The sequence below is a fragment of the Citrobacter sp. Awk 2 genome (genome assembly GCF_028069815.1).
Lineage (GTDB): Bacteria > Pseudomonadota > Gammaproteobacteria > Enterobacterales > Enterobacteriaceae > Citrobacter.
This window is the reverse complement of sequence record NZ_JANEWL010000075.1, coordinates 1-23,896: the sequence shown is the minus strand read 5'-3', so window position 1 is coordinate 23,896 and position 23,896 is coordinate 1. Positions and strand designations below refer to the sequence as shown.

Below are 23,896 nucleotides of genomic sequence, written 5' to 3'. Positions count from 1 at the left end.
AGCCTGTGTATATTACTCTGGCTCCTCACAACCTTAAAACGAAAACCTAGTTTACGTAAAGACAGTATTGACGCCATTATTCCGGCCTATAACGAAGGCCCTTGTCTGGCACAATCACTGGAAAACTTGTTATTAAATCCCTATTTTCATCGCGTCATATGTGTAAACGATGGCTCCACGGATGATACCGAAGCCATTATGCACAAGGTGAAAGAAAAATGGGGCGCTCGCCTGATTACCGTGACGCAAAAGAATACCGGGAAAGGTGGTGCCTTAATGAATGGATTAAACTATGCCACCTGTGAGCAGGTTTTTTTAAGCGATGCTGACACCTATGTCCCTCCTGATGGTGACGGTATGGGATTCATGTTAGCGGAAATAGAAAATGGCGCCGATGCCGTTGGCGGAATCCCCTCAACACATCTGTCTGGTGCAGGGTTGCTGCCACATATCCGTGCAACAGTAAAACTTCCGATGATCATCATGAAGCGGACATTACAGCAGTTGCTCGGCGGCGCACCTTTTATTATCAGCGGAGCCTGCGGCATGTTTCGTACTGACGTGCTGCGCAAATTTGGTTTTTCCGATCGAACCAAAGTGGAGGATCTCGATTTAACCTGGACCCTGGTCGCAAATGGTTATTGTATCCGTCAGGCAAACCGCTGCATTGTTTATCCTCAGGAGTGCAATACCCTGGGCGATGAATGGAAACGATGGCGGCGCTGGATCGTGGGCTATGCCGTTTGCATGCGTCTGCATAAGTCACTCATCCTCAGCAGATTCGGCATCTTCAGCATACTCCCCATGGTGCTGGTCGTGTTGTATGGCGTAGCAACCTATTTCATTACATGGCAGCACATCACGCTCACTATTGGCTCACATGCGATTGCGCTTTCCTTGTTTCCCATTATTTGGGTTGGAGTGGTTTGCTCAATTGGAGCATTTAGTGCCTGGTATCACCGATGCTGGAAACTTATTTTTCTTGCGCCCTTTTCTGTTTTTTATGTACTTCTGGCTTATTTAATTTGGATTGTATATGGATTTATTGCCTTTTTTACTGGACGTGAACCCCTACGTGACAAACCCACACGCTATACCGCGGTGGTGGATGCGCCAAACAATTACGCCCACCCAGCTACCCACGGTGGTGAAGAACTATCTAAAGCTTAGCGAACAGCATAATAAGTCAGTATCCATTGCACCTGGCGTTGTTATTGATGAAAGCGCGGGAGCCGTGACGATCGGTGCTGGCAGTAAAATTTGTCATGGTGCAGTTATTCAGGGGCCAGTCGTAATTGGAGCAGATTGCATTATTGGCAATTACGCCTTTATTCGACCAGGTTGCTTGATTGGCAATCAAGTACGTATTGGCTATGGCACCGAAATCAAAAACGCAGTATTGGAATCGACGGCCACCATCGGTCCCCAATGCTTTATTTCTGATTCGGTTATTGGCAAAGGTGCTTACCTGGGCGCACAGGTAAGAACCAGCAATCATCGCCTCGATGGTAAAACCGTGCATGTCAGGCTGGACGATGAAGACATTGATACCGGCTGCGAAAAATTAGGGTGTTATATCGGTCCCGGCGCGCGGCTTGGTGTTCAGGTCATTATTTTACCAGGTCGATATATCGCAGCTGAAAGTACGATTGGCCCACGAATAACCATCGAGCAAAACCTGCCAAAAGGTAAATACATCCTCAAACAAGAGATCTCCTGTCTCGTAGGTGAAGAATAATGAAAAGGACTTTATTTGTATCGTTGATACTCGGCACGGCTTCTCTCCCGGCAAAAGCAACCGACCTGAAGCTGACAGCCGGATACGACTTTACTGATTATTCGGCAGGGCATGGCACCCGTAACGTCATGTTCAGCGAATTAAAGACGCAGATTGACAATGGTGCCGCGATTTTCAATATTTCCGAAGGCAGACGCGATTACGACAACGGTGAATCATGGAACGCGTTACGTGGCCGCGCGACCGTTTGGTATAACTGGAATCAGTGGTTATCAACAAAAACGGGTCTGGCAATTGCCGAAAACACCCCCGTTTTTGCCAGACGCGATGCTCAGCAGGATATCAGCGTAAAAGTTCTGCCTAAAACCGTGTTTACCTTTGGTTATCGCTATGCCAACTACTTTGACGATACGGACGTTAATGCTTTTTCAGGCGGAATATCGCTGTATACAGGGCCGTTTATCACCTCATGGCGTTATACGCATTACGATACCGAAGATGCAGGGGGAAGCTATAGCCACATCGTTTCACTGCGTCTGAACGACCTGAACGGTAAAGGAAATACGCAGCTCTGGCTAACCCGCGGAACGGGAGCCTATACCTATGACTGGTCACCTGACACAAAAAAAGGCAAGTTAAAAAGCATCAGCCTGCGTCGCAATCAGCCGCTGACCGAGCAATTAACTCTCGGTCTAACCCTCGGCAAACAATGGTATGACACGCCGGTTGAGAGCTATCACAGCCAGCAAATTCTCGCCGATCTCACCTGGCAGTTTTAAATCTCTCCCCCGCGATGGGGGAGAATCAACCCCCAATGAAATAGCCATTATCTCGGCCCTCACGCCGCCATCCGGCAATCAATGCCTGATGCGCTGCGCTTATCAGGCCTACACTCGCTATAACACCCGGCAAATTATTGCGATTTTGTTACATTCGTTACATAACTGCGCCTGGATGATTGCCAGCGTGGCGCTGGCAGGCATCATAGATATCCTTGTCAGGCAAGAGAGCAATATCATGATTCATGTTGTGCTGGTGGATGACCATGTGGTGGTGCGTTCCGGCTTTGCGCAATTACTCGGTCTTGAAGAGGATCTCGCCGTTATCGGCCAGTACAGCAGTGCGGCAGAGGCCTGGCCGGCATTACTGCGCGAGGACGTCAATGTCGCGGTCATGGATATCGCCATGCCGGATGAAAATGGTCTGAGTCTGCTAAAACGGCTCCGGGCGCAAAAACCCGGCTTTCGCGCCATTATTCTCAGTATTTATGACGCGCCGACGTTTGTACAAAGCGCGCTGGATGCCGGGGCCAGCGGTTATCTGACCAAACGCTGTGGACCGGAAGAGTTGGTACAGGCGGTGCGCTCAGTCGGCATGGGAGGCCATTACCTGTGCGCCGATGCGCTGCGGGCGTTACGCGGTGGTGAGCAACCTGCACAGGTGCTGGAGGTATTAACCCCGCGTGAACGCGAGGTGTTTGATCTGCTGGTCAAAGGTGACAGCGTGAAAGAGATCGCCTTTAAGCTCGACCTCAGCCATAAAACGGTCCACGTCCACCGCGCGAATGTGCTGGGCAAGCTGCAATGTCACAGCACCATCGATCTGGTGCATTTTGCTCTCGACCACCAGTTGCTGACGGGGCATTAATGTCTCGCTCTGCTCGCCACTGGGTTATCTCTCTGTTTATTCTGCTGGCATGGGGTTCGGGCTGGCTAATGCTGTGGACGTTAGGTTTTTACCTGACCCATAACGGTCAGCAGGCGGCATTATTTCTGCCGCACGGCGTGTATCTCGCGCTCTTGATCCTGCTGTCCCGCCACTACTGGCCCGCGCTGGTATTGCCGCCAGTGTTGATCCTGTTCTGGCTGCACAACGAACAGTTACTCAATGGTTATCTTCTGCTGGCCGCACCGCTGATAAGCCTGATACCGGCCAGTATCGGTCAGTCATACTGGCACCGCTTCCCGCTCTACTGGCAGCGGCTCACCTTGTTGCTGGCTGCCGTGACGGTCACGTCGCTGCTCAATACCACGCTGCTGTCTCCCTTTATTCAAAGCCCGGCGATGTTGATTGGGCTGGCATCGTTTACCGGTGGCGTGCTGCTCACCCCGTTTGTTTATCTGATCTACGAATTTCTGCGCCAGCAACACCGCTATCATTTACTCGGTCTGGATACGACCAATCCACCGCTGCGCACTTCACTTATCATCTGGTGCAGCCTGTTCTTTATTATTGGTATTGGCACGCAGATGGTGCTCTCGCCAGACATCGAACGCCTGCTGCTGATTGTTGTGTTCCTGCCCAACGTGGTGATGGCATGGAAATTCGGCTGGCAGGGCGGCGTTTTGTCCGGACTGCTCGGCAGTATGATGATCACCATCGCCCGCCAGATAGGCGTGGGATTTAGCAACCTCGTCGAACTGGAGATTTTCCTCGCCACCCAGGCGCTGCTGGGCATAGGGCTGGGAATCGCCATCAGCCGCCAGCAGCATCTGGCGCAAAACCTGCACCATTATCGCCAGCGTCTGGAAAGCGAACTGGCGGCCCGCCGCGCGTTAACTGAACAACTGATCCGCACGGAAGAAAACACGCGCAAAAGCCTGGCGCGGGAACTGCATGATGAAATTGGCCAGAACATTACCGCCATTCAAATTCAGTCTCAGTTGGTTAAACGTTCGCAGGGTCCTGAGCAAGCGCTCGACGCGGCGAACCAGATCAACGATCTTGCCCGGCGTATCCACCACTCGACCCGCCAATTACTGCGCCAGCTACGCCCGCCCGCGCTTGACGAGCTGTCTTTTAAAGATGCGCTACACCATCTGGTCAATGAATTTGCCTTTGCCGAACGGGGTATTCACTGCCGGTTTGATTACCGACTGGCAAATACGCCAGAAAATGAAACGGTACGCTTTACGCTGTACCGTCTGTTGCAGGAGTTGCTCAATAATGTCTGTAAACATGCCGATGCCAACGAGGTGTCGATTGCGCTGCGCCAACGGGATCGCTGCCTGTTGCTGGAAGTCACAGACAACGGCGTGGGCATTCTTCCTGAAAAAATTCCCGGCTTTGGTATCCAGGGGATGCGTGAACGGGTCAGCGCGCTCGGCGGCGAGCTGACCCTCGAGTCTCACCACGGCACGCGGGTAATTGTTAACCTGCCCACAAATTTGCAACAAACCGCCCTTTAACCAGGAAAAAGTCTTAGTCACTCCGGACTTTCTCTCATCCCCTTTTGCTTTCGCTTACCTATAGTCAGCACAAACGGAGACAGCTATGCATGCACGCTCAGCCAGCGAAACAGACCAACGTTATCGGGCACTACGTCCCCGGCTGCTGATGTGTATGGTGGTGGGATACGCCGCGTTTTACCTGACGCGCAAAAGCGTTAACTACGTGCTCCCGGCACTGCAAACGGATCTGGGACTGGATAAAAGTGATATCGGTCTGTTGGGATCGCTGTTTTACCTGACCTATGGTTTGTCGAAGTTTACCGCGGGACTCTGGCACGACAGCCATGGGCAGCGCGCATTTATGGGAATAGGCCTGTTCGCTACCGGCATCCTGAACGTGGTGTTCGCGTTTGGTGAATCGCTAACGCTGCTGCTGGCGGTCTGGACGCTCAACGGATTTTTTCAGGGCTGGGGCTGGCCGCCCTGCGCCCGCCTGCTGACCCACTGGTATTCGCGTAACGAACGCGGCTTCTGGTGGGGCTGCTGGAATATGTCAATCAACATCGGTGGGGCCATCATCCCACTGATTAGCGCCTTTGCCGCCCATTGGTGGGGATGGCAGGCAGCGATGCTGGCACCAGGGATCATCAGCATGGCATTAGGTATCTGGCTGACGCTGCAACTGAAAGGCACGCCCCGCGAAGAGGGACTCCCTACCGTTGGAGAATGGCGGCATGACCCGCTGGAACGTCGTCAGGAGCAGCAAAGCCCACCGATGGGGTTGTGGCAAATGTTACGCACCACCATGCTGAAGAATCCGATGATCTGGCTGCTGGGGGTGTCGTATGTGCTGGTGTATTTGATCCGCATCGCGCTCAACGACTGGGGCAACATTTGGCTGACGGAAAGCCACGGCGTGAATCTGCTCAGCGCTAATGCCACGGTGATGCTGTTTGAGGTCGGCGGCTTGCTCGGTGCGCTGTTTGCCGGCTGGGGATCGGATTTGCTGTTCAGCGGTCAGCGTGCGCCGATGATTTTGCTGTTCACGCTGGGGCTGATGGTTTCCGTCGCCGCGTTGTGGCTGGCGCCGGTTCACCACTACGCGCTGCTGGCTGTCTGTTTCTTTACCGTGGGCTTTTTCGTTTTTGGCCCACAGATGTTGATTGGTCTGGCGGCCGTCGAATGCGGACACAAGGCGGCAGCAGGTTCAATCACCGGTTTTCTCGGGCTCTTCGCCTATCTGGGGGCCGCGTTAGCGGGTTGGCCGCTGTCGTTGGTCATAGAACATTACGGCTGGTCGGGGATGTTCAGTTTGCTCTCGGTTACCGCTGTCTTTATGGGTTTATTGCTGATGCCGCTGCTCATCGCGGGTATCGCCCCTTCTCTCAGTCAAAGGATAAAACAATGAAACTGACGCTTACCTCTACCCTGATTGCCTCTACTCTGGCGCTGGCTGCCTTCAGCAGTGCGGCACAAGCACAAGGTCGTCTGGTGGTCTATTGCAGCGCCACGAACGAGATGTGTGAAACCGAAACCAAAGCCTTCGGCGACAAATATGACGTGAAGACGTCGTTCATTCGCAACGGCTCCGGCAGTACGCTGGCGAAAGTCGATGCCGAGAAGAAAAACCCACAGGCGGATGTGTGGTACGGCGGTACGCTGGACCCGCAGTCTCAGGCGGGCGAAATGGGTCTGCTGCAACCGTATAAATCACCGAACCTCACACAAATCATGGAGAAATTCCGCGATCCGGCAAAAGTAAAAGGCAACCTCTCCTCCGCGGTTTATGTCGGTATCCTGGGCTTTGGCGTCAATACTCAGCGTCTGAAAGAGAAAAACCTGCCGGTGCCAAAATGTTGGAAAGATCTGACCAAACCGGAATACAAAGGCGAAATTCAGATTGCCGACCCGCAAAGCTCAGGCACCGCCTACACCGCACTGGCGACCTTTGCTCAACTGTGGGGGGAAGATCAGGCCTTTGACTACCTGAAACAGCTCAACGCCAACGTCTCTCAATACACTAAATCAGGCATTGCCCCAGCGCGTAACGCCGCCCGTGGCGAAACGGCGATTGGCATTGGCTTCCTGCACGACTACTCGCTGGAAAAAGAACAGGGTGCCCCGCTGGAGCTCATCTCCCCATGCGAAGGTACCGGCTATGAAATTGGCGGCGTCAGCATTCTGAAAGGTGCGCGTAACCTCGACAACGCCAAACTGTTCGTTGACTGGGTACTGTCAAAAGAGGCTCAGGAGCTGGCGTGGAAGAAGGGCAAGTCCTATCAGATCCTGACCAACACCACCGCCGAGACCTCGCCAAACTCGCTGAAACTCGACGATCTGAAGCTTATCAATTACGACATGGATAAGTACGGTTCCACTGACGTGCGTAAAGCGTTGATCAATAAGTGGGTTAGCGAAGTGAAGATGGGTAAATAAAACATGATGACCTTCTTCGGATAAGGTTACGTAGGCCGGATAAGGCAACGCCGCATCCGGCAACGATTGTCACCCTGAATGCCGGATGGCGCATACGCTTATCCGGCCTACATCAGGATTGAACACCGGAAAAGCTATGTCACAGACACTTGCACTCCATCCCGTGAAAAAACGGGATGCGATATTCCTTTGGGTTTTGCTCGGCTGGCTGGCATTTGCCTTGCTGCCAAGCTGGAGCCTGGACTATGGCCTGCTGGAGTCCACGCGCGACGAAATTCTCGACGCCTACAGCTGGTCACATTTCAACATTAGCTGGCTATGGTATCTGCTGCCGAGCCTGCTGCTGGTGCGTCCGTTTAATGAAGCCCGACGCGAACAGCGCAGCCGCCATTATCTTGACGCGGGCTGGGCATTCTTCTGCATGGCCTTTATCGTTGCCAGCGCCACCCTTGAAGGGCGCGGCTTAGGTTATGCCACCATCGTACTGTTTGTCGCCCTGGGCGCAATCATGACCCTGGCGCTTACCCGTCTGGAATGGCTAGGTGGTGACCGTTTCGTCATCGGTTCGCTCACCGCGATTGTCGCGCTGATCGGTATTTTTATCGTCTGGCCGAGCATCGCAATTTTCATTCCGATGTTCACTAACGACACCGGGGAGTTTGCCCCGCTGGCGTTTATGAATGTGCTGTCCCAGGCGCATATTATTCAGGTGATCCTCAACTCGATTATGTTGTCGATTGCCGTTGGTATTGGCTGTACCTTCTTCGGTCTGGTGCTGGCGATCTACACCACCCGCATCGCCAAACGCAGCGCCATTATCGGACGTATTTTCTCGATTCTGCCGATCGTCACCCCGCCGTTTGTCGTTGGCCTGGGTGTCACCCTGATGATGGGACGCTCCGGCTACATCACCGAATTTATGGTCGAGTGGTTTGGCTTAACCAACACCAACTGGCTGTACGGCTTTACTGGCATTTGGCTGGCGCAGGTACTGGCCTTTACCCCGATGGCGTTTATGATCCTCGACGGCGCGATCAAAACCATTCATCCCTCGCTGGAAGAGGCGTCATACACCCTGCGTGCCAGCCGCTGGCAGACCTTTAACGGTGTATTTGTCCCGCTGCTGAAACCGGCGCTGGCGAACGCCTTTTTGATCGTGGTGGTGCAGTCGCTGGCCGACTTCAGTAACCCACTGGTGCTCGGCGGCAACTTCGACGTGCTGGCAACGCAAATTTACTTCTATATCACCGGCTCACAGCTCGACTACCAGGCCGCCAGTACGCTGGGCGCTTTCCTGCTGCTGTTCTCACTGCTGGTATTCTGCGTGCAGTACATGTGGATCGGTAAACGCTCGTACGTCACCGTTTCTGGTAAATCCTATCGTGGCGACGTGCAGCCGCTACCTGTCACGCTGGTGTGGAGCGTGGTTGCCCTGCTGGCGGTGTGGATTGCCTTTAACGCCCTGCTGTACGGCAGTATTTTCTACGGCAGCTTCACCGTCAACTGGGGCGTGGACTACACCCTGACGCTGGCGAACTTTACCAAATTGTTCGGCCAGGGAATGAGCGACGGTGCATGGCCTTCACTGCTCGATACCCTGCTCTACGCCGGGATTGCCGCACCGATCACCGCCATCTTCGGTCTGCTTATCGCATGGATTGTGGTGCGTCAGCAGTTCAAAGGTAAGAAGACCATCGAGTTCACCACCATGCTGTGCTTTGCCGTACCGGGTACCGTCGCGGGTGTGTCCTATATTCTGGCCTTTAACAGCGCCCCGGTATACCTCACCGGTACCGCAGCCATCGTCATTATCTCGATGGTGATGCGTAACGTACCAGTCGGTATTCGTGCGGGTATCGCGGGCTTAGGCCAGATCGATAAATCACTGGATGAAGCCTCACTCAGCCTGCGCGCCGGTTCGCTGCGTACTATTACGCATATCCTGCTGCCGCTGCTGCGCCCGGCAATCCTCTCGGCGCTTATCTACAGCTTTGTCCGTGCTATTACCACCGTCAGCGCCATTGTGTTCCTCGTCACACCGGATACCCGTGTGGCAACGGCTTACATACTGAACCGCGTAGAAGACGGCGAATACGGCGTGGCAATTGCCTACGGTTCAATTCTGATCGTGGTGATGCTGGCGATTATTTTTATCTTTGACTGGCTGATCGGTGAATCACGTACTTCCCGTTCAAAAGCCAAAAACCAGGCGTAATGGAGCGCACTATGACTCAGAAAAATTTCGTTGAACTGCGCAACGTCACCAAACGATTTGGCAGCAACACGGTTATCGACAATATCAACCTCACCATCCCGCAGGGGCAAATGGTGACGCTGCTCGGCCCGTCCGGTTGTGGCAAAACCACCATTTTGCGCCTGGTTGCCGGACTGGAAAAACCGAGCGAAGGGCAGATTTTTATTGATGGCGAAGACGTCACCCACCGCTCTATTCAACAGCGCGATATCTGTATGGTATTTCAGTCCTACGCCCTGTTCCCGCATATGTCGCTGGGGGAAAACGTCGGTTATGGCCTGAAAATGCTTGGCGTATCGCGCTCAGAGGTGAAGGCTCGCGTCAAAGAAGCGCTGGCGATGGTCGATCTGGAGGGTTTCGAAGACCGCTATGTCGATCAAATCTCCGGGGGGCAGCAGCAGCGCGTGGCACTGGCGCGCGCGCTGATCCTCAAACCAAAGGTACTGCTGTTTGATGAGCCGCTAAGTAACCTTGATGCCAACCTGCGCCGCAGCATGCGCGATAAGATCCGCGAGCTGCAAAAACAGTTTGATATCACCTCGCTGTACGTCACCCACGATCAAAGCGAAGCTTTTGCGGTGTCCGATACCGTACTGGTCATGAACAAGGGGCACATCATGCAGATTGGCTCACCGCAGGATCTCTATCGCCAGCCGGCCTCACGCTTTATGGCGAGCTTTATGGGCGATGCCAACCTGTTTCCGGCGTCCTTCAGCGACAAATACGTGGATATCCACGGCTATCATCTGCCGCGCCCGCTGCACTTTGGTACGCAGGGGGAAGGCATGGTCGGCGTGCGCCCGGAGGCCATCACGCTTAGCGATCGCGGCGAAGAGAGTCAGCGCTGTGTGATCAGCCACGTGGCCTATATGGGACCGCAGTATGAGGTCACGGTGGAGTGGCACGGGCAGGAGATTCTATTGCAGGTCAACGCCACGCGTCTGCAGCCGGACGTTGGCGAACAGTATTACCTCGAAATCCACCCGTACGGCATGTTTATCCTGGCGGATGCGGCATGATTTGTGCCTGATGCGCTGCGCTTATCAGGCCTACAGTTCGTGCTATTTGTAGGCCCGATTAGGCGTAAGCCGCCATCGGGCAATAACGCTCAGCTTCGCGCTTTTAGCGCGGCGATATCCGCAGGCGTGGTGCGACAGCACCCGCCAATCAACCGTGCGCCCGCCGCCTGCCACTGCGGTAGATAATCCGCCAACTGCGCGCAATGCTCACCGTGATGATGCCAGGTTTTGCTCACCGCATCGTACTGCTCGCCGGAATTGGGATACACCACCAGCGGCAGCGCCGTTAAGTCGTGTAAATGCTGCAACGCAGCGGTGGTCTTTTCCAGCGCAATGCAGTTAATGCCTAACGCCACCACCTGCGGATATTGCGCGAGGAAAGCGACCACGTCGCGCAGCGGTGTACCGTCGCTCACATGTTCGCTGTCACGCAGGGTAAACGAGAACCATGCCCGCGCACGTGGATACGCGGTCAACAACTCAGCCAGTGCGCGAATTTCGGCAAAATTTGGCAGGGTTTCACAGGCCAGCAGATCGGCCCCGGCATCCAGCAACGCTTCAACACGCGGACGATGAAATGCCTGTAATGCTTCAATGCTTAACGCGTAATCGCCACGGTACTCGGAGCCATCGGCCAGAAAGGCACCATAAGGTCCGACGGAACCCGCCACCAGTAACGTCCCGGCCTGCGGATTTTCCGCCAGATACGCCTCACGCGCTTTGCGCGCCAGCTCCACGCTTTTGCCAATCAGCGCTTTCGACTGCGCCTCATCCAGGCCGAGCGTGGCAAAACCCGCGGGAGTTGCCTGATAGCTGGCGGTGATTGCGCACTGTGCCCCTGCCCGGAAGTAATCCAGGTGAACTTCGCGGATAAGCGCCGGGTTTTCTACCAGCACCCTGGCAGACCACAGGCTGTCGGCTAAGTTACACCCTCGCGCTTCCAGCTCCGTCGCCAGAGCACCATCCAGCAACAGGAAATCCTGTTTATCGAGGAGGGCGCGTAACGGATTATTCTGCGACATGTTCTGGCTCCTGTTTTGCTTTACGGGGTTGAGTAAGGAAATAAGCACCATAACACAACGCGACAAACGGTAACCCGCACCACAACGCAATTCTCTGCGCCGGATCGAATGCCAGTCCCACACAGGCCACCAGGCACAGCACAAAACCCAGTACGGGTACCAACGGATACCAGGGGGCGCGATAATGCAATTCACTCAATGCGTTACCCTGCTGCAGATGGCGGCGGCGAAACACAAAATGCGAGGCGCAGATACTCAGCCATACCGCCACTACCGCAAATCCGGAGATCGCCGACAATGCGACAAACACCGTATCCGGGGCCACGACGCTGGAAAACAGCGCCAGCACACCGCCAAGCATACTGACCGACAGCGCCGTCAACGGTACGCCATTTTTCGTGACCTGCGCAAAACAGGCTGGCAGCGTTCGTTCATTCGACAGCGACCACAGCATGCGCCCGGAAGCATACAGCCCGGAGTTCGCCGCAGAAAGAATGGCGGTCAGGATCACGAAGTTAAAAATATCAGCGGCATACGGAATGCCCACTTTCTCAAACACCAGCACAAACGGGCTCTTCTCCACGCCGGCCTGCTGCATTGGGATTAGTGCCGCCAGTACAAACACAGTGCCGATAAAGAAAATAATCAACCGGGCGATGGTGGTACGAATCGCCACCGGGATCACCTTGCGCGGATTTTCCGTTTCGCCGGCGGCAATACCGATAAGCTCAGTCCCCGAAAAAGCAAAGTTCACCGCGACCATGGTCATCAGGATCGGCAGGCCGCCGTGCGGGAACCAGCCTTCCGCCGTGATGTTACTCAGTCCCGGTGCGGGTGAACCATCCTGCATCGGGATAAAGCCGAAAATAGCCGCTCCGCCGAGGAGAATAAAAGCGATGATGGTGACCACTTTCACTAACGAAAACCAGAACTCCCCTTCGGCAAAAAAGCGTGTAGAGATAACGTTGAGGGCAAAAATAATCGCGCAGAACACCACACACCAGATCCATACCGGCACCTGAGGAAACCAGTACTGCATACAGAATCCGGCAGCAGTAAAGCTCGAACCCAGCGCCACAGTCCATGTCAGCCAGTAGAGCCAGGCGACGGTATACCCCGTCGCGGGTCCGAGGTAGCGCGCAGCATAGACGTGAAACGCCCCGGTTTCCGGCATCGCGACCGACAACTCGCCCAGGCACTGCATCACCAGCCAGACCACCAGCGCACCTATCAGATAAGCCAGCAGCGTTCCCGCCGCCCCCGTGGTCGAGATGATGTACCCGGTATTGAAGAATAACCCTGTACCAATCACGCCGCCTAAGGAGAGCATAATCAGGTGACGCGTTTTCATCGTGCGCTTCAGTGGCGCATTTTGTTGTGTTGTCTGCATATGACCTTCTAAACGTATGGACATCTAAACATCCAAAGAAGGTTTGTTATACCGTGTTTGTTAACAGAATGCAAAGTCAACCCTGCACCAGATACAGATGCCCGCGTCGGGCGCTTAACACTGGATGAGGGTTAATAATGAGATATAAAAAGGGCCGCCAGCTCATAACGCCTCCGTTGCCAGACTGTATGTAAACTCTGGCAACAGAGCCGCCGACTTGCGTTCATCCGGAAGTAGGAAGCGAATGTTCCCGTTCATACAACCGGATGACCCTCAGGAACCGCTGGCCTGGACCGTCATCTGCGATTTACGGCTCATCAGGATAAAAACAGCCAGACCGGCCAGCAGAATGCCCGGCGCAGAAGCCGCCATCACCCCCACCGTTCCGGTGCCCAGCGCCAGCATTTTCCCCGCCAGCAGCGGGCCGCTCATCGCGCCCAACCGCCCAACCGCCACCGCAGTGCCTACGCCGGTAGCGCGGATTGACGTGTTGTAAAACAGCGGTGCCAGCGCATACAGCACGCTTTGTCCGCCGGTGGCAAACATGCCAGCAACAAAGCCGGCCATCATCATGCCGCTCCATGACGAAACCGTCCCCAGCGCCAGCAATGAGACCAGCATCCCGGTGTAAATCAGTAACGACATCACCACCGGACGTAGCTTGTCCATCAACGCCCCGAGGATTAACGTGCCGCTGGCCGCACCGATTTGCAGAGCAAACATCACGCCTGCCGCCTGCGATGGGCGAAAGCCCTGCTCCACCAGCAGCATCGGCAGCCAGTTAATCAGCATGTACACCACCAGCAAGGTGAAGAAATAGCACAGCCACAGCAGCAGCGTAGCGGTCGCGGTAGCAGGTGCGAACAGCGCGCGCAGTGGCGCAGCGGCCACCTGTGTTTGCTGGGTATAAACCTGTGATTCCGGCAGCCAGCGCATCAACAGCGGCACCAGCAGCAGCGGGATCACGCCTCCCACCCAGAATACCGTTTGCCAGGCAGACGCCAGGCCGCTAAACCCGAGCGCCGCCGCCAACGCTGCACCAATTGGCACACCGCAGTACATCAGGCTCACCGCTGTACCACGAAAACGCGGGCCCGCTGCTTCGGAGGTTAACGCAATCAGGTTCGGCAGTGCGGCTCCCAGCCCGACGCCGGTCATCAGGCGGGCGATGACTAACGTTGAAAAGTCCCACGACAGCGCTGTTGCCAGGGAGAACAGGCCAAACAGCGCCACGGAGCCAATGAGAATGCGCTTGCGCCCATAGCGGTCGGCCAGCATGCCGCCCACCAACGCGCCGGGCAGTAATCCCAAAATCCCGGCGCTGAAGATCCAGCCCATTTGCATTTTATCCAACGCAAAGGCTTGAGCGATACCAACGGCAGCGATACCGGCGGCTTGTAAATCCAGCCCCTCCATCAGGGCGACTAAAAAGCAAAGCCCGACGGTCAGCGTCAGGCGCGAAGAGGATGCGGGGGTACGGGTCGTCATAAGATGTCCCTCAGAGGTCACGATGCAGGTGAATCGCGGCTGATACATTGCCAGCCGCGTAATCATTTTTACTTGCTGTTGCGCAGATCCAGCGCCACATCAACGATCATATCTTCCTGGCCGCCGACCATTCGGCGTTTGCCCAGTTCAACCAAAATATCGACCGCGCTCAGACCGTAACGCGCTGCCGCCACTTCGCAATGGCGCAGGAAGCTGGAGTACACCCCGGCATAGCCCAGCGCCAGTGTTTCACGATCCACCCGCACCGGGCGATCCTGCAGCGGGCGCACCAGATCGTCGGCGGCGTCCATCAACGCATACAGATCGGTGCCGTGCTGCCAGCCGAGCTTATCCGCTGCGGCGATAAACACCTCCAGCGGCGCATTACCTGCACCTGCGCCCATCCCTGCCAGGCTTGCATCGATACGATCGCAGCCCTCTTCCACCGCGGCAATTGAGTTCGCCACACCGAGGCTCAGGTTATGGTGGGCGTGCATCCCGGTTTCCGTTTCCGGTTTCAGTACAGCTTTCAGCGCGCGGAAGCGGTCGCGGATATCGCTCATATTCATTGCGCCGCCGGAATCAACCACATAGATACAGGTGGCACCGTAGTTTTCCATCAACTTCGCCTGCTGCGCCAGGTTCGCTGGCGTGGTCATGTGGCTCATCATCAGAAAACCGACCGTATCCATACCCAGCTCGCGCGCATACTGTATATGCTGGGCCGACACATCTGCTTCGGTACAGTGGGTCGCCACGCGCACGACCCGCGCACCGGCCTGATACGCATTTTTCAGATCGTGAATGGTGCCGATACCCGGCAGTAATAACGTGGCGATTTTGGCGTGTTTCACCACCTCCGCTGCGGCTTCAATCCACTCCAGATCGCTGTGTGCACCAAAGCCATAGTTAAAGCTGGAGCCCTGTAAACCGTCACCGTGTGCCACTTCAATGGAATCGACTCGCGCGTCGTCCAGCGCTTTGGCAATCTGGCGCACGTTATCCAGTGAATACTGGTGACGAATGGCATGCATGCCATCGCGCAGGGTCACGTCAGAGATATAAAGTTTCTTACCGTTCATGCTGCTTCTCCTGCCTGACGGGTGAGTGACTGCGCCATCTTCTCTGCGGTCGCCAGCGCACTGGAGGTCATAATATCGAGGTTGCCGGCGTAGGCTGGCAGGTAATGCGCCGCACCTTCCACTTCCAGATAGACCGCAGTTTTCAGCCCGGAGAACTGGCCGATACCCGGCAGATTCACTGGTTTATCCTCAGGGATGACGTCAAACTGCACACGTTGCTTCAGGCGATAGCCCGGCACATACGCCTGTACCGCCGCCGCCATTTCATTAATCGACGCCTCAATTTCCGCCTGCGAGGCCGCTTCACTCAGTACATACACCGTATCGCGCATCATCAGCGGCGGCTCGGCAGGGTTAAGCACAATAATGGCTTTACCTTTTTCCGCGCCCCCCACCACTTCAATCGCCTTCGACGTGGTTTCAGTAAACTCATCGATATTGGCGCGGGTGCCCGGCCCCGCCGATTTACTGGCAATTGAGGCAATAATCTCGGCGTAATGGACACGTGCCACACGAGAAACCGCCGCGACCATTGGGATCGTCGCCTGCCCGCCGCAAGTCACCATATTGACGTTCTGCCGATCAGCGTTGGCTTCCAGATTCACCACGGGTACGCAGTATGGGCCAATGGCCGCGGGTGTGAGATCGATCAGGCGAATGCCTGGTTTCACCGCCCGTAAGGCGGCATCGTTTTTCACGTGCGCCCCCGCGCTGGTGGCATCAAAGACGATGTCAATATCGGCAAACTCCGGCATCGCTATCAGCCCCATCACCCCTTCGTGAGTGGTGGCAACGCCCATGCGCCGGGCGCGTGCCAGACCATCGGACTCCGGATCGATACCGACCATCACCGCCATGTCCAGATGCGTGCCGTGACGCAGAATTTTAATCATCAAATCGGTGCCGATGTTGCCGGAGCCGATAATGGCGACTTTACGCTTACTCATGACTGACTTCCTTTTGTAACCGCCGCAGAAAAGGTGGCGGCGACTGAACCAATACCGTCGATATGGGCTTCAAAACGATCGCCCGCATTCACCGCCACCATCGGACCTAACGCCCCGGTGAGAATGATGTCTCCCGCACGCAGCGGCTCGCCGAGGCTGGCCATTTTGCGCGCCAACCAGACGGCGGCGTTGATCGGATGCCCCAGACATTCGCTGCCGCGTCCGCTGGAGACCTCTTCGTTATTGCGCGTCATTGTCATCGCACAGTTTTTCAGATCTAATCCCGCCGGACGTTGCGCCGGACCACCGACCACATACACGCCGCAGGAGGCGTTATCCGCCACGGTATCGACAAACTGAATTGACCAGTCGCGGATGCGGCTACCGACCACTTCCAGCGCCGGTAATACCCACTCAATGGCGTTGACCAGCTCATCAAAGGTGGTGTCGGCATCAGGCAAATCGCGGTTCAGTACCAGCGCAATTTCGGCTTCAATACGCGGTTGCAGCACGCGGGAAAACGGGATGGTTTCGTTGTCGCCGTAGCACATGTCGGCAAACAGCGTACCGAAGTCCGGTTGATCGACACCCAGCTGTTGCTGCACTTTCGGGTGCGTCAATCCCACTTTGCGCCCAACCACGCGACGCCCGCGCGCCACATCGTACTGCACGTTGATGCGCTGAATAGCGTAAGCCGCCTCGGCGTTGTCCATGCCAATCAACTCACGCAATGGCCCTATCGCTTCGCCCTTTTCCTCCGCCTGACGTAAATCGGCGGCTAACTGCTCAAGATTTTGCTTCGTCATGTCCGTTCCTTAAGGGCGTGCGAGGAAGTTCAGCACCAGCTGATTAAAGGCTTCCGCATGTTCCCACTGCGCCCAGTGCCCGCAATCGCGGTAAATGTGCAGCTCAGAGCCAGCAATACCGGAAAGCAGACGCAGCCCCGCATCCATCGGCACAAAGCGGTCGTTGCGCCCCCAGACGATCAGGGTCTGAGCTTTGATTTCCGCCAGACGTGGACCGAAATCCGGGAATTGTTTCGGGTTAGCTTCCAGACTCTGAACAAAATTGTCCAGGTGGTCGCGGCGCGACAGCATGTTGTTCAGACGCGCCTCAAACAGCGCTTCGGTCAAATCACTGGTATCGAAAACGAAGATTTCCATCATCAGTTTCAGGTTTTCGATGGTCGGTTCGCGATACAGCTGATTCAGGCGCTTGATTCCTTCGGTCGGCATCGGGGTAAACAGGCTCATGCCGCCCGTCCCGCCGCCCATCAGCACCAGTTTGCCCACGCGTTCCGGCCAGCTCAGGGTAAATGCCACTGAGCTGTGGCCCCCCATCGAGTTACCCAGCAGATGAATTTTCTGAATATCCAGTTGATCAACCACACATTTCAGGATGCGGGCATTGAGATCGGATCGCGACCCACGGTTAACGATCCCATCGCTTTTTCCCCAGCCAGGACAATCCAGCAGGATCACCCGATAACCAGCCTGCACCAGCGGATCGATATTACGGCTGAAGTTCGCCCAGCCCGTCGCACCCGGTCCTGAACCATGTAACAGCACGACGGTTTCTTCGCCCTGCCCACAGTCATTAAAATGCACACGCAGGGTTTCACCTGCTTCCTGCACCTCCAGAAAACGGCTGGTGGCGGCTTCGGTTTGCGGTTGGTAAGTCATCATGTTCTCCTGCATATTCAGTTCTGTGTGGTGGCACTCAGGGAGCCAAACCCGGCGATCCACTCCGGGATCGGGCGGTAATAACGGCCTTCACTGCGCCAGTTGCCAAAGGCAGAAATGGCGGCGAAGGCGGCAACCCAGGTTTTAACTTCGTGTGTTGATTTGCCCGCCATCGCGGACAACTCTTCATTACTGACCGTATCCAGCTCCTGCAAACGTCCCTGCTCAAGCAGGGTCATAAAGCGGTTATCCCAGACGGGATTAAGCGGGTGCAGCGTGTTTTGATCGGTCACGAACTTCTCGGCGGCGCTGATTACCCGCTGCTGGCGCAGTTCTCGCTCGTTTTCGGGTAGCTGTTTGCCGCTGCCGAGCAGACGGTCACGCATATGCGCGTCAGCCTTTGCCAGTTCCGGTACCGGCGGCTGATGCGACAGCCCACCGGAACCTAAAAACAGCACACGCTTATTCAGCGAACTGGCGAAACGACCAATCGCTTCGCCGAGCATACGAGTACGCTGGAAGCCCGGTAGCGGCGTGGCGACACCGTTAATAAACACGGGTAACACCGGCACCTTATCCAGGCCGCCGAGCAGAAACTCCAGCGGCTGCGCAAAGCCGTGATCGACCTGCATGTTGTAGGAAACGGCGAGATCAATGCCGCTTTTCATCACCGCATGGGCACAAGCTTCAGCGAGATCTGTCGGCACCGGCAGTTCCCCCGCCGCGCTGCCGAAATCGCCAATTGCCGTGGCACCTACGCCTAAACAGAACGGCGGCATCACGTCATAGAAAAAACCGTTGTAATGATCGGGGGCAAACAACACCACTAGTTCAGGATCGAACGCCGCAATACGTGCACGCGCGCTGGCGATCACGCCGTTGACTTCATCGAGCACAGCCTGCGCCGGGTCGACATAGCCCACCAACGGTGAGTGGGAAAGACAGTGAAGATAAGCGTGCATATCAGGCTACCTTTTCAACAAGAAGATCGACATTGACGCGAGTCAGCGTCATCACCGACGCCAGTTTATTCAGGGTATTGCCCAGGGTTTGCGGAATGGCAACGGCAGCAACAAAGCGATCCGGGCGCATCACCACCAGCGCGGCGTTATGCTGAGCAAACCAGGCACGCAAACGGTTCTGCGTATCACCAATGCGGATAACGCCGTCATGGTTATCCTGATCGGTGGCAATCTGCGTATCCGGCACCACCTGAATAAACCGGGTGCCCAGCGCCTGCCACTGCAAGATCTGCACCTCGCTCATGCCCCACAACGGATTACAGCCCCAGCCAATGACCGCAAAATTCGCCCCGATAACGTTGTCGAGCAGCGTCACCTCGCCCGTTTCCCGCGTCACCTTCGGCTGGATAAACATTTTGCCGACCGGTGACGTTTTCGCCTCGCCTTCACGTACCAGCGCCCCGACGTGATACTGCGGCATCGGTTTAAAGCGCATTTCCAGGAAGTAGCGTTTGACTGGCGGAAGGTAGTTCAACAACCAGGAGACTCCGTCGCGCACCGCGCCGTGCCAGCGTTTCGGCGGAGCCAGCACGTTGCCTGCGGTAACGGACAAATCAATCATCGCTTTGGCGTGGTCACGGCGTTCCTGCTGGTAGGTATCCAGCAGCGCATCACCGGCTTTACCCTCGATCACCAACGCCAGTTTCCACGCCAGGTTGAAGGCATCACGCATGCCGCTGTTGTAACCCTGCCCCTGCCAGACCGGCATAATGTGCGCCGCGTCGCCTGCCAGCAGTACGCGGTCAATCCGAAAACGTTCGGCCAGACGGGCGTTATGGGTATATACGCGTTGGCGGATCAGCTCGACGTTATCCGGGTTCGGCAGCACTTTGCTCAACAACTGGCGCATATTCTGCGGCTCACTCAGCTGCGCTTCGGTTTCCCCCGGCATCACCATAAATTCAAAACGGCGCACCGCATGAGGCAGCGCAGCGGAGACATACGGACGCACCGGATCGCAGCACAGATAGACATGCGGTGTGCTGAGCGGGTCGTTGGCGATATCCACCACAATCCACTGATTCGGCGCGGTTTTGCCTTCAAACGGTACATTCAACGAACGTCTGACATTGCTGCCGCCGCCATCGCAGGCCACCAGCCACTGCGCCTTCACCGTTTCGCGCTGACCGTCTGGCGTTTTCAGGTTCAGCGTCACTTCGCCGTTTTGTTGGCTGAAGGCTTCCAGTTCGCGGGAGAACAGGCAGCGCACATTGGGAAAACGCGACAGCCCTTCCAACATCACCGCGTCCACTTGTGGTTGAATAAACGCGTTGCGGCGCGACCAGCCAAATTCATCGGTCATCGGCTGGATATCGGCAAAGCAGCGGCCTTTCGGCGTAAGAAAGCGCATCGCGTGCCACGGCGTGGTATGCGGCAGAACGTTTTCGACCAGGCCAACGGACTGCATGGTGCGCAGCGCTTCATCGTCAATGCCGATGGCACGGGGATAGTCGATCAGTTTGTCGAGTTTCTCCACCACCAGTACCTCAATGCCCATCTGGCCTAGGTAGTTGGCCATCATCAGCCCTACCGGGCCGGCACCAGCAATCGCCACCTGCACGGTGTGCTGTACAGCAGGCTGGATATCCGGGTTTATCGTTGTCATTTCAGAACCTCACTACTCGGACAAAACGCAATTGCAGACCCTGGCGAGGTGCAACTTATTTTGTTAAAAAGATGTGAATAATTTTTTATTGTGCGGTCAGTATAGGAGTGAGTTTTTGCGCTACAATCAAAACATGCCTGGATGTGCACTAAGTGCACAACGTTGTTTTACCTGTAGATTTGTCAATAAATATGAAAAATGACGACGCTGCCGAATACAAAACCGTACGCGGATTAACGCGCGGATTAATGTTATTAAATATGTTAAACCGGCTCGATGGTGGAGCCAGCGTTGGCCTGCTGGCTGAGCTGAGCGGCCTGCACCGCACCACGGTCAGGCGACTACTGGAAACGTTGCAGGATGAGGGTTATGTCCGGCGCAGCCTTTCCGATGACAGCTTTCGTTTAACCATTAAAGTCCGCCAGCTCAGTGAGGGATTTCGTGATGAGCAGTGGATTTCTGCCCTGGCTGCCCCGCTGCTGGGCGATTTGCTGCGCGAGGTCATCTGGCCGACCGATGTTTCCACCCTGGATGTGGATGCAATGGTGGTGCGCGAAACCACCCACCGCTTCAGCCGCTTATCGTTTCACCGCGCGATGGTTGGACGTCGCTTACCGCTCTTGAAAACCGCCTCCGGCCTGACCTGGCTGGCATTTTGCCCGGAGAATGAGCGTCAGGAACTGATTGAAATGCTGGCCTCGCGACCCGGAGAAGAATACCAGTTGGCGCGTGAGCCACTGAAGCTCAATGCCATCCTGACCCGCGCGCGGAAAGACGGCTTTGGCCAGAACTATCGCGGCTGGGATCAGGAGGAAAAAATCGCCTCCATCGCCGTCCCCATTCGCAGCGAACAGCGGGTGATCGGCTGCCTGAACCTGGTGTATATGGCCAGCGCGATGACCATCGAACAGGCTGCGGAAAAACATCTTCCGGCCTTACAAAAGGTGGCAAAACAGATAGAAGATGGCGTCGAATCGCAGGAGATTTTGGTTGCCGGGAGGTGAGGTGGATCACAGTTATACGCATCATCTGATTGATAGCTGGAATGATTCATTCATCAGCCGATATCACGCGGTGCCATCTTGCTTAAATGATATCTTCATTGCAGAGTGTGCATTCATTTTCTGCCAGGAGGCTACATGTTAAAGGTCATTGCTGAAGATTTTATAAAACCTGAATATATTGAAACCGTTCTCCCTTTGTATCGTGAACTCATATCCGCCACGAAGAAAGAACCACTCTGTCTTGCTTATGACCTCTATATTGATGAAAAAGATCCCGGCCATTTTATTTTTATAGAAGAATGGCCAAACCACGCGGCGCTTGATGAACATTGTGCGAGCGAGCATTTCAGACGACTTGTGCCGTTAATCGATCAATACACGCGCAAAGAAGCACGTTACATATTGATGAATAACATCGTAAATCCAGGGGCGCAAAGTCTCTTGTGAAGAAGCTTTAATCTTTCCTCCTGTATAAGGTTACGCTACTCTCACAAATGCGTTCGCTGGTAACATGCTTCGGGACATGTAGCTTGATTAAGTCACGGAAAGACTTAGGCTAAAATATGGTACTTGATTGCAAATCAAAGGATAAAAAATGAAAAAAACGACTCCAGAATATACGACTGTTGACTTATCTCGTTGGGCAAGAAAAGAGCATTTTGAGGTATTTCAGTCTTTTGCTCAAAGTACCATTAACCAAACTGTTCTGTTAGATATTACCGCGGTACTAAAACATATAAAAGAGGTTGGCTGGAAATTTTACCCTACTATGATTTCCCTCCTTGCTAACGTTGTCAACAAGCATACTGAATTCCGTATGGCCATAAAAAATAATGAGCTTGTCATATGGAATGAAATTCATCCAAGTTATACCATTTTCCATAATGAAACTGAGACTTTTTCATCATTATGGAGCCGCTACGATGGCAATATTCATCACTTCCAAAACACTTATTCAGAAGACGTTGCCCGCTATTGTAATAATCTTTCTTATTGGCCGAAGGGAGAGTCTCCGGAAAATGTATTTTTCGTATCGGCTATTCCTTGGGTAAGTTTTACCAGTTTTAATATCAACATTGCGAACATGCAGAACTTTTTTGCCCCCATGTTCACACTTGGAAAATACTATGAACAAGATGGGAAAGTAGTGTTACCTCTCGCCGTTCAGGTACATCACTCCGTGTGCGATGGTTTTCATTTAGCAAGACTAATCAATGAACTACAGGAAATGAGTCATGACCTACGGCACCATTCAGAGGAACGCAACGTCTGATGCAGCAGACGTTTCTTTATATAGCGTGAACAGCAAGAATAATCGCCATGTCTGCGAACAAGCGGGGTCGACATGAACGGTCTGGGAAGAACATAAATTGGGGTTCGCGATAGCAAAGGTAATACCTAAAGCTTTCGCAAAAGTCTGGCCGGATTGCCAGCATACACGCCTTTTACCAGCACGGGCTTTGTCACCACACTACCGGCACCAATCACCGCACCACTGCAAATTTCCGTTGTTAAAATTGTGGCTCCACTCCCCACCGTTACTGCATTGCCTAATACAATATTAATCCAGCTTTTTGCAGAAGCGTCAGGACTTCCGCTCTTGAAAAGATCGTTAGCAAAGGTCACGCCATGCCCTATAAAGCAGTCCTCGCCTAAGGTAACGTTCTCACAGATGAAAGTATGGGACTGCACTTTAGTTCTATCGCCTATGACGCATCCCTTTTGTATCTCAACAAATGGTCCGACAAACACATCATGGCCCAGGTCGCATTCATAAAGATTCACAGGCATGACTATTGTGACATTTTTACCTTGTTTTACGTCACGAATACCACTTTCAATAATATTCATATCAGCACTGTCCTTACTCAAGATAATACGTCTCAGCATTGAAAACCTGAATTTTCAGGAGATCCTTCGCTATCTATTATCAGATAGTCAAGGCCAGAAATTTCAATTAATGCGTTTCTTTTAGCGATAGTACTTTATCTATTTTTTTACAATCAACACATCTTATCAGACATGTTGATTATAAC

At 54.5% G+C, this 23,896-nt stretch carries 22 protein-coding genes; 12 read left to right on the top strand and 10 right to left on the bottom strand.

All coding sequences use genetic code 11. The annotated features are described in order from the left end of the window. The 9 genes from NNO02_RS17005 to fbpC all read left to right on the top strand — a co-directional run. On the top strand, window positions 1-1,170 hold a 1,170-nt coding region (locus tag NNO02_RS17005), incomplete at its 5' end, for a glycosyltransferase (RefSeq protein WP_271455319.1). After that, window positions 1,109-1,738 carry an acetyltransferase gene (locus NNO02_RS17000; RefSeq protein WP_135322923.1) on the top strand — a complete coding sequence of 210 codons (630 nt, stop codon included), beginning with the start codon at window positions 1,109-1,111 and terminating at the stop codon, window positions 1,736-1,738. The genes NNO02_RS17005 and NNO02_RS17000, both read left to right, overlap by 62 nt. After that, window positions 1,735-2,517, top strand: coding sequence for a YaiO family outer membrane beta-barrel protein (locus NNO02_RS16995; protein WP_271455321.1), 783 nt, complete (start codon window positions 1,735-1,737; stop codon window positions 2,515-2,517). Before NNO02_RS17000 ends, NNO02_RS16995 begins: the two co-directional genes overlap by 4 nt. 238 nt (window positions 2,518-2,755) lie before the next feature. Then, a complete protein-coding gene (locus NNO02_RS16990; protein WP_137384708.1) occupies window positions 2,756-3,385 on the top strand; it encodes a response regulator transcription factor in 630 nt (209 codons plus the stop codon). Next, on the top strand, window positions 3,385-4,926 hold the full coding sequence (locus tag NNO02_RS16985; protein ID WP_271455318.1) for an MASE1 domain-containing sensor histidine kinase: 1,542 nt from the start codon (window positions 3,385-3,387) through the stop codon (window positions 4,924-4,926). Before NNO02_RS16990 ends, NNO02_RS16985 begins: the two co-directional genes overlap by 1 nt. An 85-nt stretch (window positions 4,927-5,011) precedes the next feature. Continuing rightward, entirely contained in the window at window positions 5,012-6,316 is a 1,305-nt protein-coding gene (gene uhpC, locus NNO02_RS16980) for an MFS transporter family glucose-6-phosphate receptor UhpC (RefSeq protein WP_271455317.1), read from the top strand. After that, entirely contained in the window at window positions 6,313-7,344 is a 1,032-nt protein-coding gene (locus NNO02_RS16975) for an ABC transporter substrate-binding protein (RefSeq protein WP_271441120.1), read from the top strand. The genes uhpC and NNO02_RS16975 overlap by 4 nt, the downstream gene beginning before the upstream one ends. A gap of 136 nt (window positions 7,345-7,480) precedes the next feature. After that, on the top strand, window positions 7,481-9,559 hold the full coding sequence (locus tag NNO02_RS16970; RefSeq protein WP_271441121.1) for an ABC transporter permease: 2,079 nt from the start codon (window positions 7,481-7,483) through the stop codon (window positions 9,557-9,559). A gap of 11 nt (window positions 9,560-9,570) precedes the next feature. Next, a complete protein-coding gene (fbpC, locus tag NNO02_RS16965; RefSeq protein ID WP_271455316.1) occupies window positions 9,571-10,617 on the top strand; it encodes a ferric ABC transporter ATP-binding protein in 1,047 nt (348 codons plus the stop codon). 89 nt (window positions 10,618-10,706) lie between these two features. Here fbpC and mmuM read toward each other — a convergent pair whose 3' ends face one another. From mmuM to NNO02_RS16920, 9 genes are all read right to left on the bottom strand, one after another. Next, window positions 10,707-11,639: a homocysteine S-methyltransferase gene (gene mmuM / locus NNO02_RS16960; protein WP_271455315.1), complete on the bottom strand. Its 933-nt coding sequence runs from the start codon at window positions 11,637-11,639 to the stop codon at window positions 10,707-10,709. Then, on the bottom strand, window positions 11,626-13,029 hold the full coding sequence (gene mmuP, locus NNO02_RS16955; RefSeq protein WP_271442662.1) for an S-methylmethionine permease: 1,404 nt from the start codon (window positions 13,027-13,029) through the stop codon (window positions 11,626-11,628). Before mmuP ends, mmuM begins: the two co-directional genes overlap by 14 nt. Before the next feature lie 273 nt (window positions 13,030-13,302). Then, a complete protein-coding gene (gene mhpT, locus NNO02_RS16950; protein ID WP_271455314.1) occupies window positions 13,303-14,517 on the bottom strand; it encodes a 3-(3-hydroxy-phenyl)propionate transporter MhpT in 1,215 nt (404 codons plus the stop codon). Window positions 14,518-14,585: 68 nt separating this feature from the next. Then, a complete protein-coding gene (gene mhpE / locus NNO02_RS16945; RefSeq protein WP_271455313.1) occupies window positions 14,586-15,599 on the bottom strand; it encodes a 4-hydroxy-2-oxovalerate aldolase in 1,014 nt (337 codons plus the stop codon). Next, complete coding sequence (gene mhpF, locus NNO02_RS16940) at window positions 15,596-16,546, bottom strand: acetaldehyde dehydrogenase (RefSeq protein WP_271449921.1); 951 nt, start codon at window positions 16,544-16,546, stop codon at window positions 15,596-15,598. The genes mhpE and mhpF overlap by 4 nt, the downstream gene beginning before the upstream one ends. Beyond that, entirely contained in the window at window positions 16,543-17,352 is an 810-nt protein-coding gene (mhpD, locus tag NNO02_RS16935) for a 2-keto-4-pentenoate hydratase (protein ID WP_271449922.1), read from the bottom strand. The genes mhpF and mhpD overlap by 4 nt, the downstream gene beginning before the upstream one ends. Before the next feature lie 9 nt (window positions 17,353-17,361). Further along, on the bottom strand, window positions 17,362-18,228 hold the full coding sequence (gene mhpC / locus NNO02_RS16930) for a 2-hydroxy-6-oxonona-2,4-dienedioate hydrolase (protein ID WP_271455320.1): 867 nt from the start codon (window positions 18,226-18,228) through the stop codon (window positions 17,362-17,364). Window positions 18,229-18,245: 17 nt separating this feature from the next. After that, window positions 18,246-19,190 (bottom strand): 2,3-dihydroxyphenylpropionate/2,3-dihydroxicinnamic acid 1,2-dioxygenase, encoded by a 945-nt coding sequence (gene mhpB, locus NNO02_RS16925; protein WP_271449923.1) that lies wholly within the window; start codon window positions 19,188-19,190, stop codon window positions 18,246-18,248. Between the two features lies 1 nt (window position 19,191). Continuing rightward, a complete protein-coding gene (locus NNO02_RS16920; protein WP_271455312.1) occupies window positions 19,192-20,856 on the bottom strand; it encodes a bifunctional 3-(3-hydroxy-phenyl)propionate/3-hydroxycinnamic acid hydroxylase in 1,665 nt (554 codons plus the stop codon). A gap of 191 nt (window positions 20,857-21,047) precedes the next feature. Here NNO02_RS16920 and NNO02_RS16915 point away from each other — a divergent pair, with 191 nt between their 5' ends. From NNO02_RS16915 to catA, 3 genes are all read left to right on the top strand, one after another. Continuing rightward, window positions 21,048-21,860, top strand: a complete 813-nt coding sequence (locus NNO02_RS16915; protein WP_271449925.1) for a DNA-binding transcriptional regulator — start codon at window positions 21,048-21,050, stop codon at window positions 21,858-21,860. Window positions 21,861-21,995: 135 nt separating this feature from the next. After that, window positions 21,996-22,307 (top strand): putative quinol monooxygenase, encoded by a 312-nt coding sequence (locus tag NNO02_RS16910; RefSeq protein ID WP_271442651.1) that lies wholly within the window; start codon window positions 21,996-21,998, stop codon window positions 22,305-22,307. Between the two features lie 148 nt (window positions 22,308-22,455). Then, window positions 22,456-23,133, top strand: a complete 678-nt coding sequence (gene catA / locus NNO02_RS16905) for a type A chloramphenicol O-acetyltransferase (RefSeq protein ID WP_271449926.1) — start codon at window positions 22,456-22,458, stop codon at window positions 23,131-23,133. 125 nt (window positions 23,134-23,258) lie between these two features. Here catA and NNO02_RS16900 read toward each other — a convergent pair whose 3' ends face one another. Further along, window positions 23,259-23,711 carry an acyltransferase gene (locus tag NNO02_RS16900; RefSeq protein WP_271442649.1) on the bottom strand — a complete coding sequence of 151 codons (453 nt, stop codon included), beginning with the start codon at window positions 23,709-23,711 and terminating at the stop codon, window positions 23,259-23,261. Window positions 23,712-23,896: the final 185 nt, after the last annotated feature.

Excerpts from the sequence above, each read along its gene's own strand:
- NNO02_RS17000 (WP_135322923.1), top strand. The coding sequence starts at position 1,109 with ATGCGCCAAACAATTACGCCCACCCAGCTACCCACGGTGGTGAAGAAC.
- NNO02_RS16990 (WP_137384708.1), top strand. The coding sequence starts at position 2,756 with ATGATTCATGTTGTGCTGGTGGATGACCATGTGGTGGTGCGTTCCGGC.
- NNO02_RS16985 (WP_271455318.1), top strand. The coding sequence starts at position 3,385 with ATGTCTCGCTCTGCTCGCCACTGGGTTATCTCTCTGTTTATTCTGCTG.
- uhpC (WP_271455317.1), top strand. The coding sequence starts at position 5,012 with ATGCATGCACGCTCAGCCAGCGAAACAGACCAACGTTATCGGGCACTA.
- NNO02_RS16975 (WP_271441120.1), top strand. The coding sequence starts at position 6,313 with ATGAAACTGACGCTTACCTCTACCCTGATTGCCTCTACTCTGGCGCTG.
- NNO02_RS16970 (WP_271441121.1), top strand. The coding sequence starts at position 7,481 with ATGTCACAGACACTTGCACTCCATCCCGTGAAAAAACGGGATGCGATA.
- fbpC (WP_271455316.1), top strand. The coding sequence starts at position 9,571 with ATGACTCAGAAAAATTTCGTTGAACTGCGCAACGTCACCAAACGATTT.
- mmuM (WP_271455315.1), bottom strand. The coding sequence starts at position 11,639 with ATGTCGCAGAATAATCCGTTACGCGCCCTCCTCGATAAACAGGATTTC.
- mmuP (WP_271442662.1), bottom strand. The coding sequence starts at position 13,029 with ATGCAGACAACACAACAAAATGCGCCACTGAAGCGCACGATGAAAACG.
- mhpT (WP_271455314.1), bottom strand. The coding sequence starts at position 14,517 with ATGACGACCCGTACCCCCGCATCCTCTTCGCGCCTGACGCTGACCGTC.
- mhpE (WP_271455313.1), bottom strand. The coding sequence starts at position 15,599 with ATGAACGGTAAGAAACTTTATATCTCTGACGTGACCCTGCGCGATGGC.
- mhpF (WP_271449921.1), bottom strand. The coding sequence starts at position 16,546 with ATGAGTAAGCGTAAAGTCGCCATTATCGGCTCCGGCAACATCGGCACC.
- mhpD (WP_271449922.1), bottom strand. The coding sequence starts at position 17,352 with ATGACGAAGCAAAATCTTGAGCAGTTAGCCGCCGATTTACGTCAGGCG.
- mhpC (WP_271455320.1), bottom strand. The coding sequence starts at position 18,228 with ATGACTTACCAACCGCAAACCGAAGCCGCCACCAGCCGTTTTCTGGAG.
- mhpB (WP_271449923.1), bottom strand. The coding sequence starts at position 19,190 with ATGCACGCTTATCTTCACTGTCTTTCCCACTCACCGTTGGTGGGCTAT.
- NNO02_RS16920 (WP_271455312.1), bottom strand. The coding sequence starts at position 20,856 with ATGACAACGATAAACCCGGATATCCAGCCTGCTGTACAGCACACCGTG.
- NNO02_RS16915 (WP_271449925.1), top strand. The coding sequence starts at position 21,048 with ATGAAAAATGACGACGCTGCCGAATACAAAACCGTACGCGGATTAACG.
- NNO02_RS16910 (WP_271442651.1), top strand. The coding sequence starts at position 21,996 with ATGTTAAAGGTCATTGCTGAAGATTTTATAAAACCTGAATATATTGAA.
- catA (WP_271449926.1), top strand. The coding sequence starts at position 22,456 with ATGAAAAAAACGACTCCAGAATATACGACTGTTGACTTATCTCGTTGG.
- NNO02_RS16900 (WP_271442649.1), bottom strand. The coding sequence starts at position 23,711 with ATGAATATTATTGAAAGTGGTATTCGTGACGTAAAACAAGGTAAAAAT.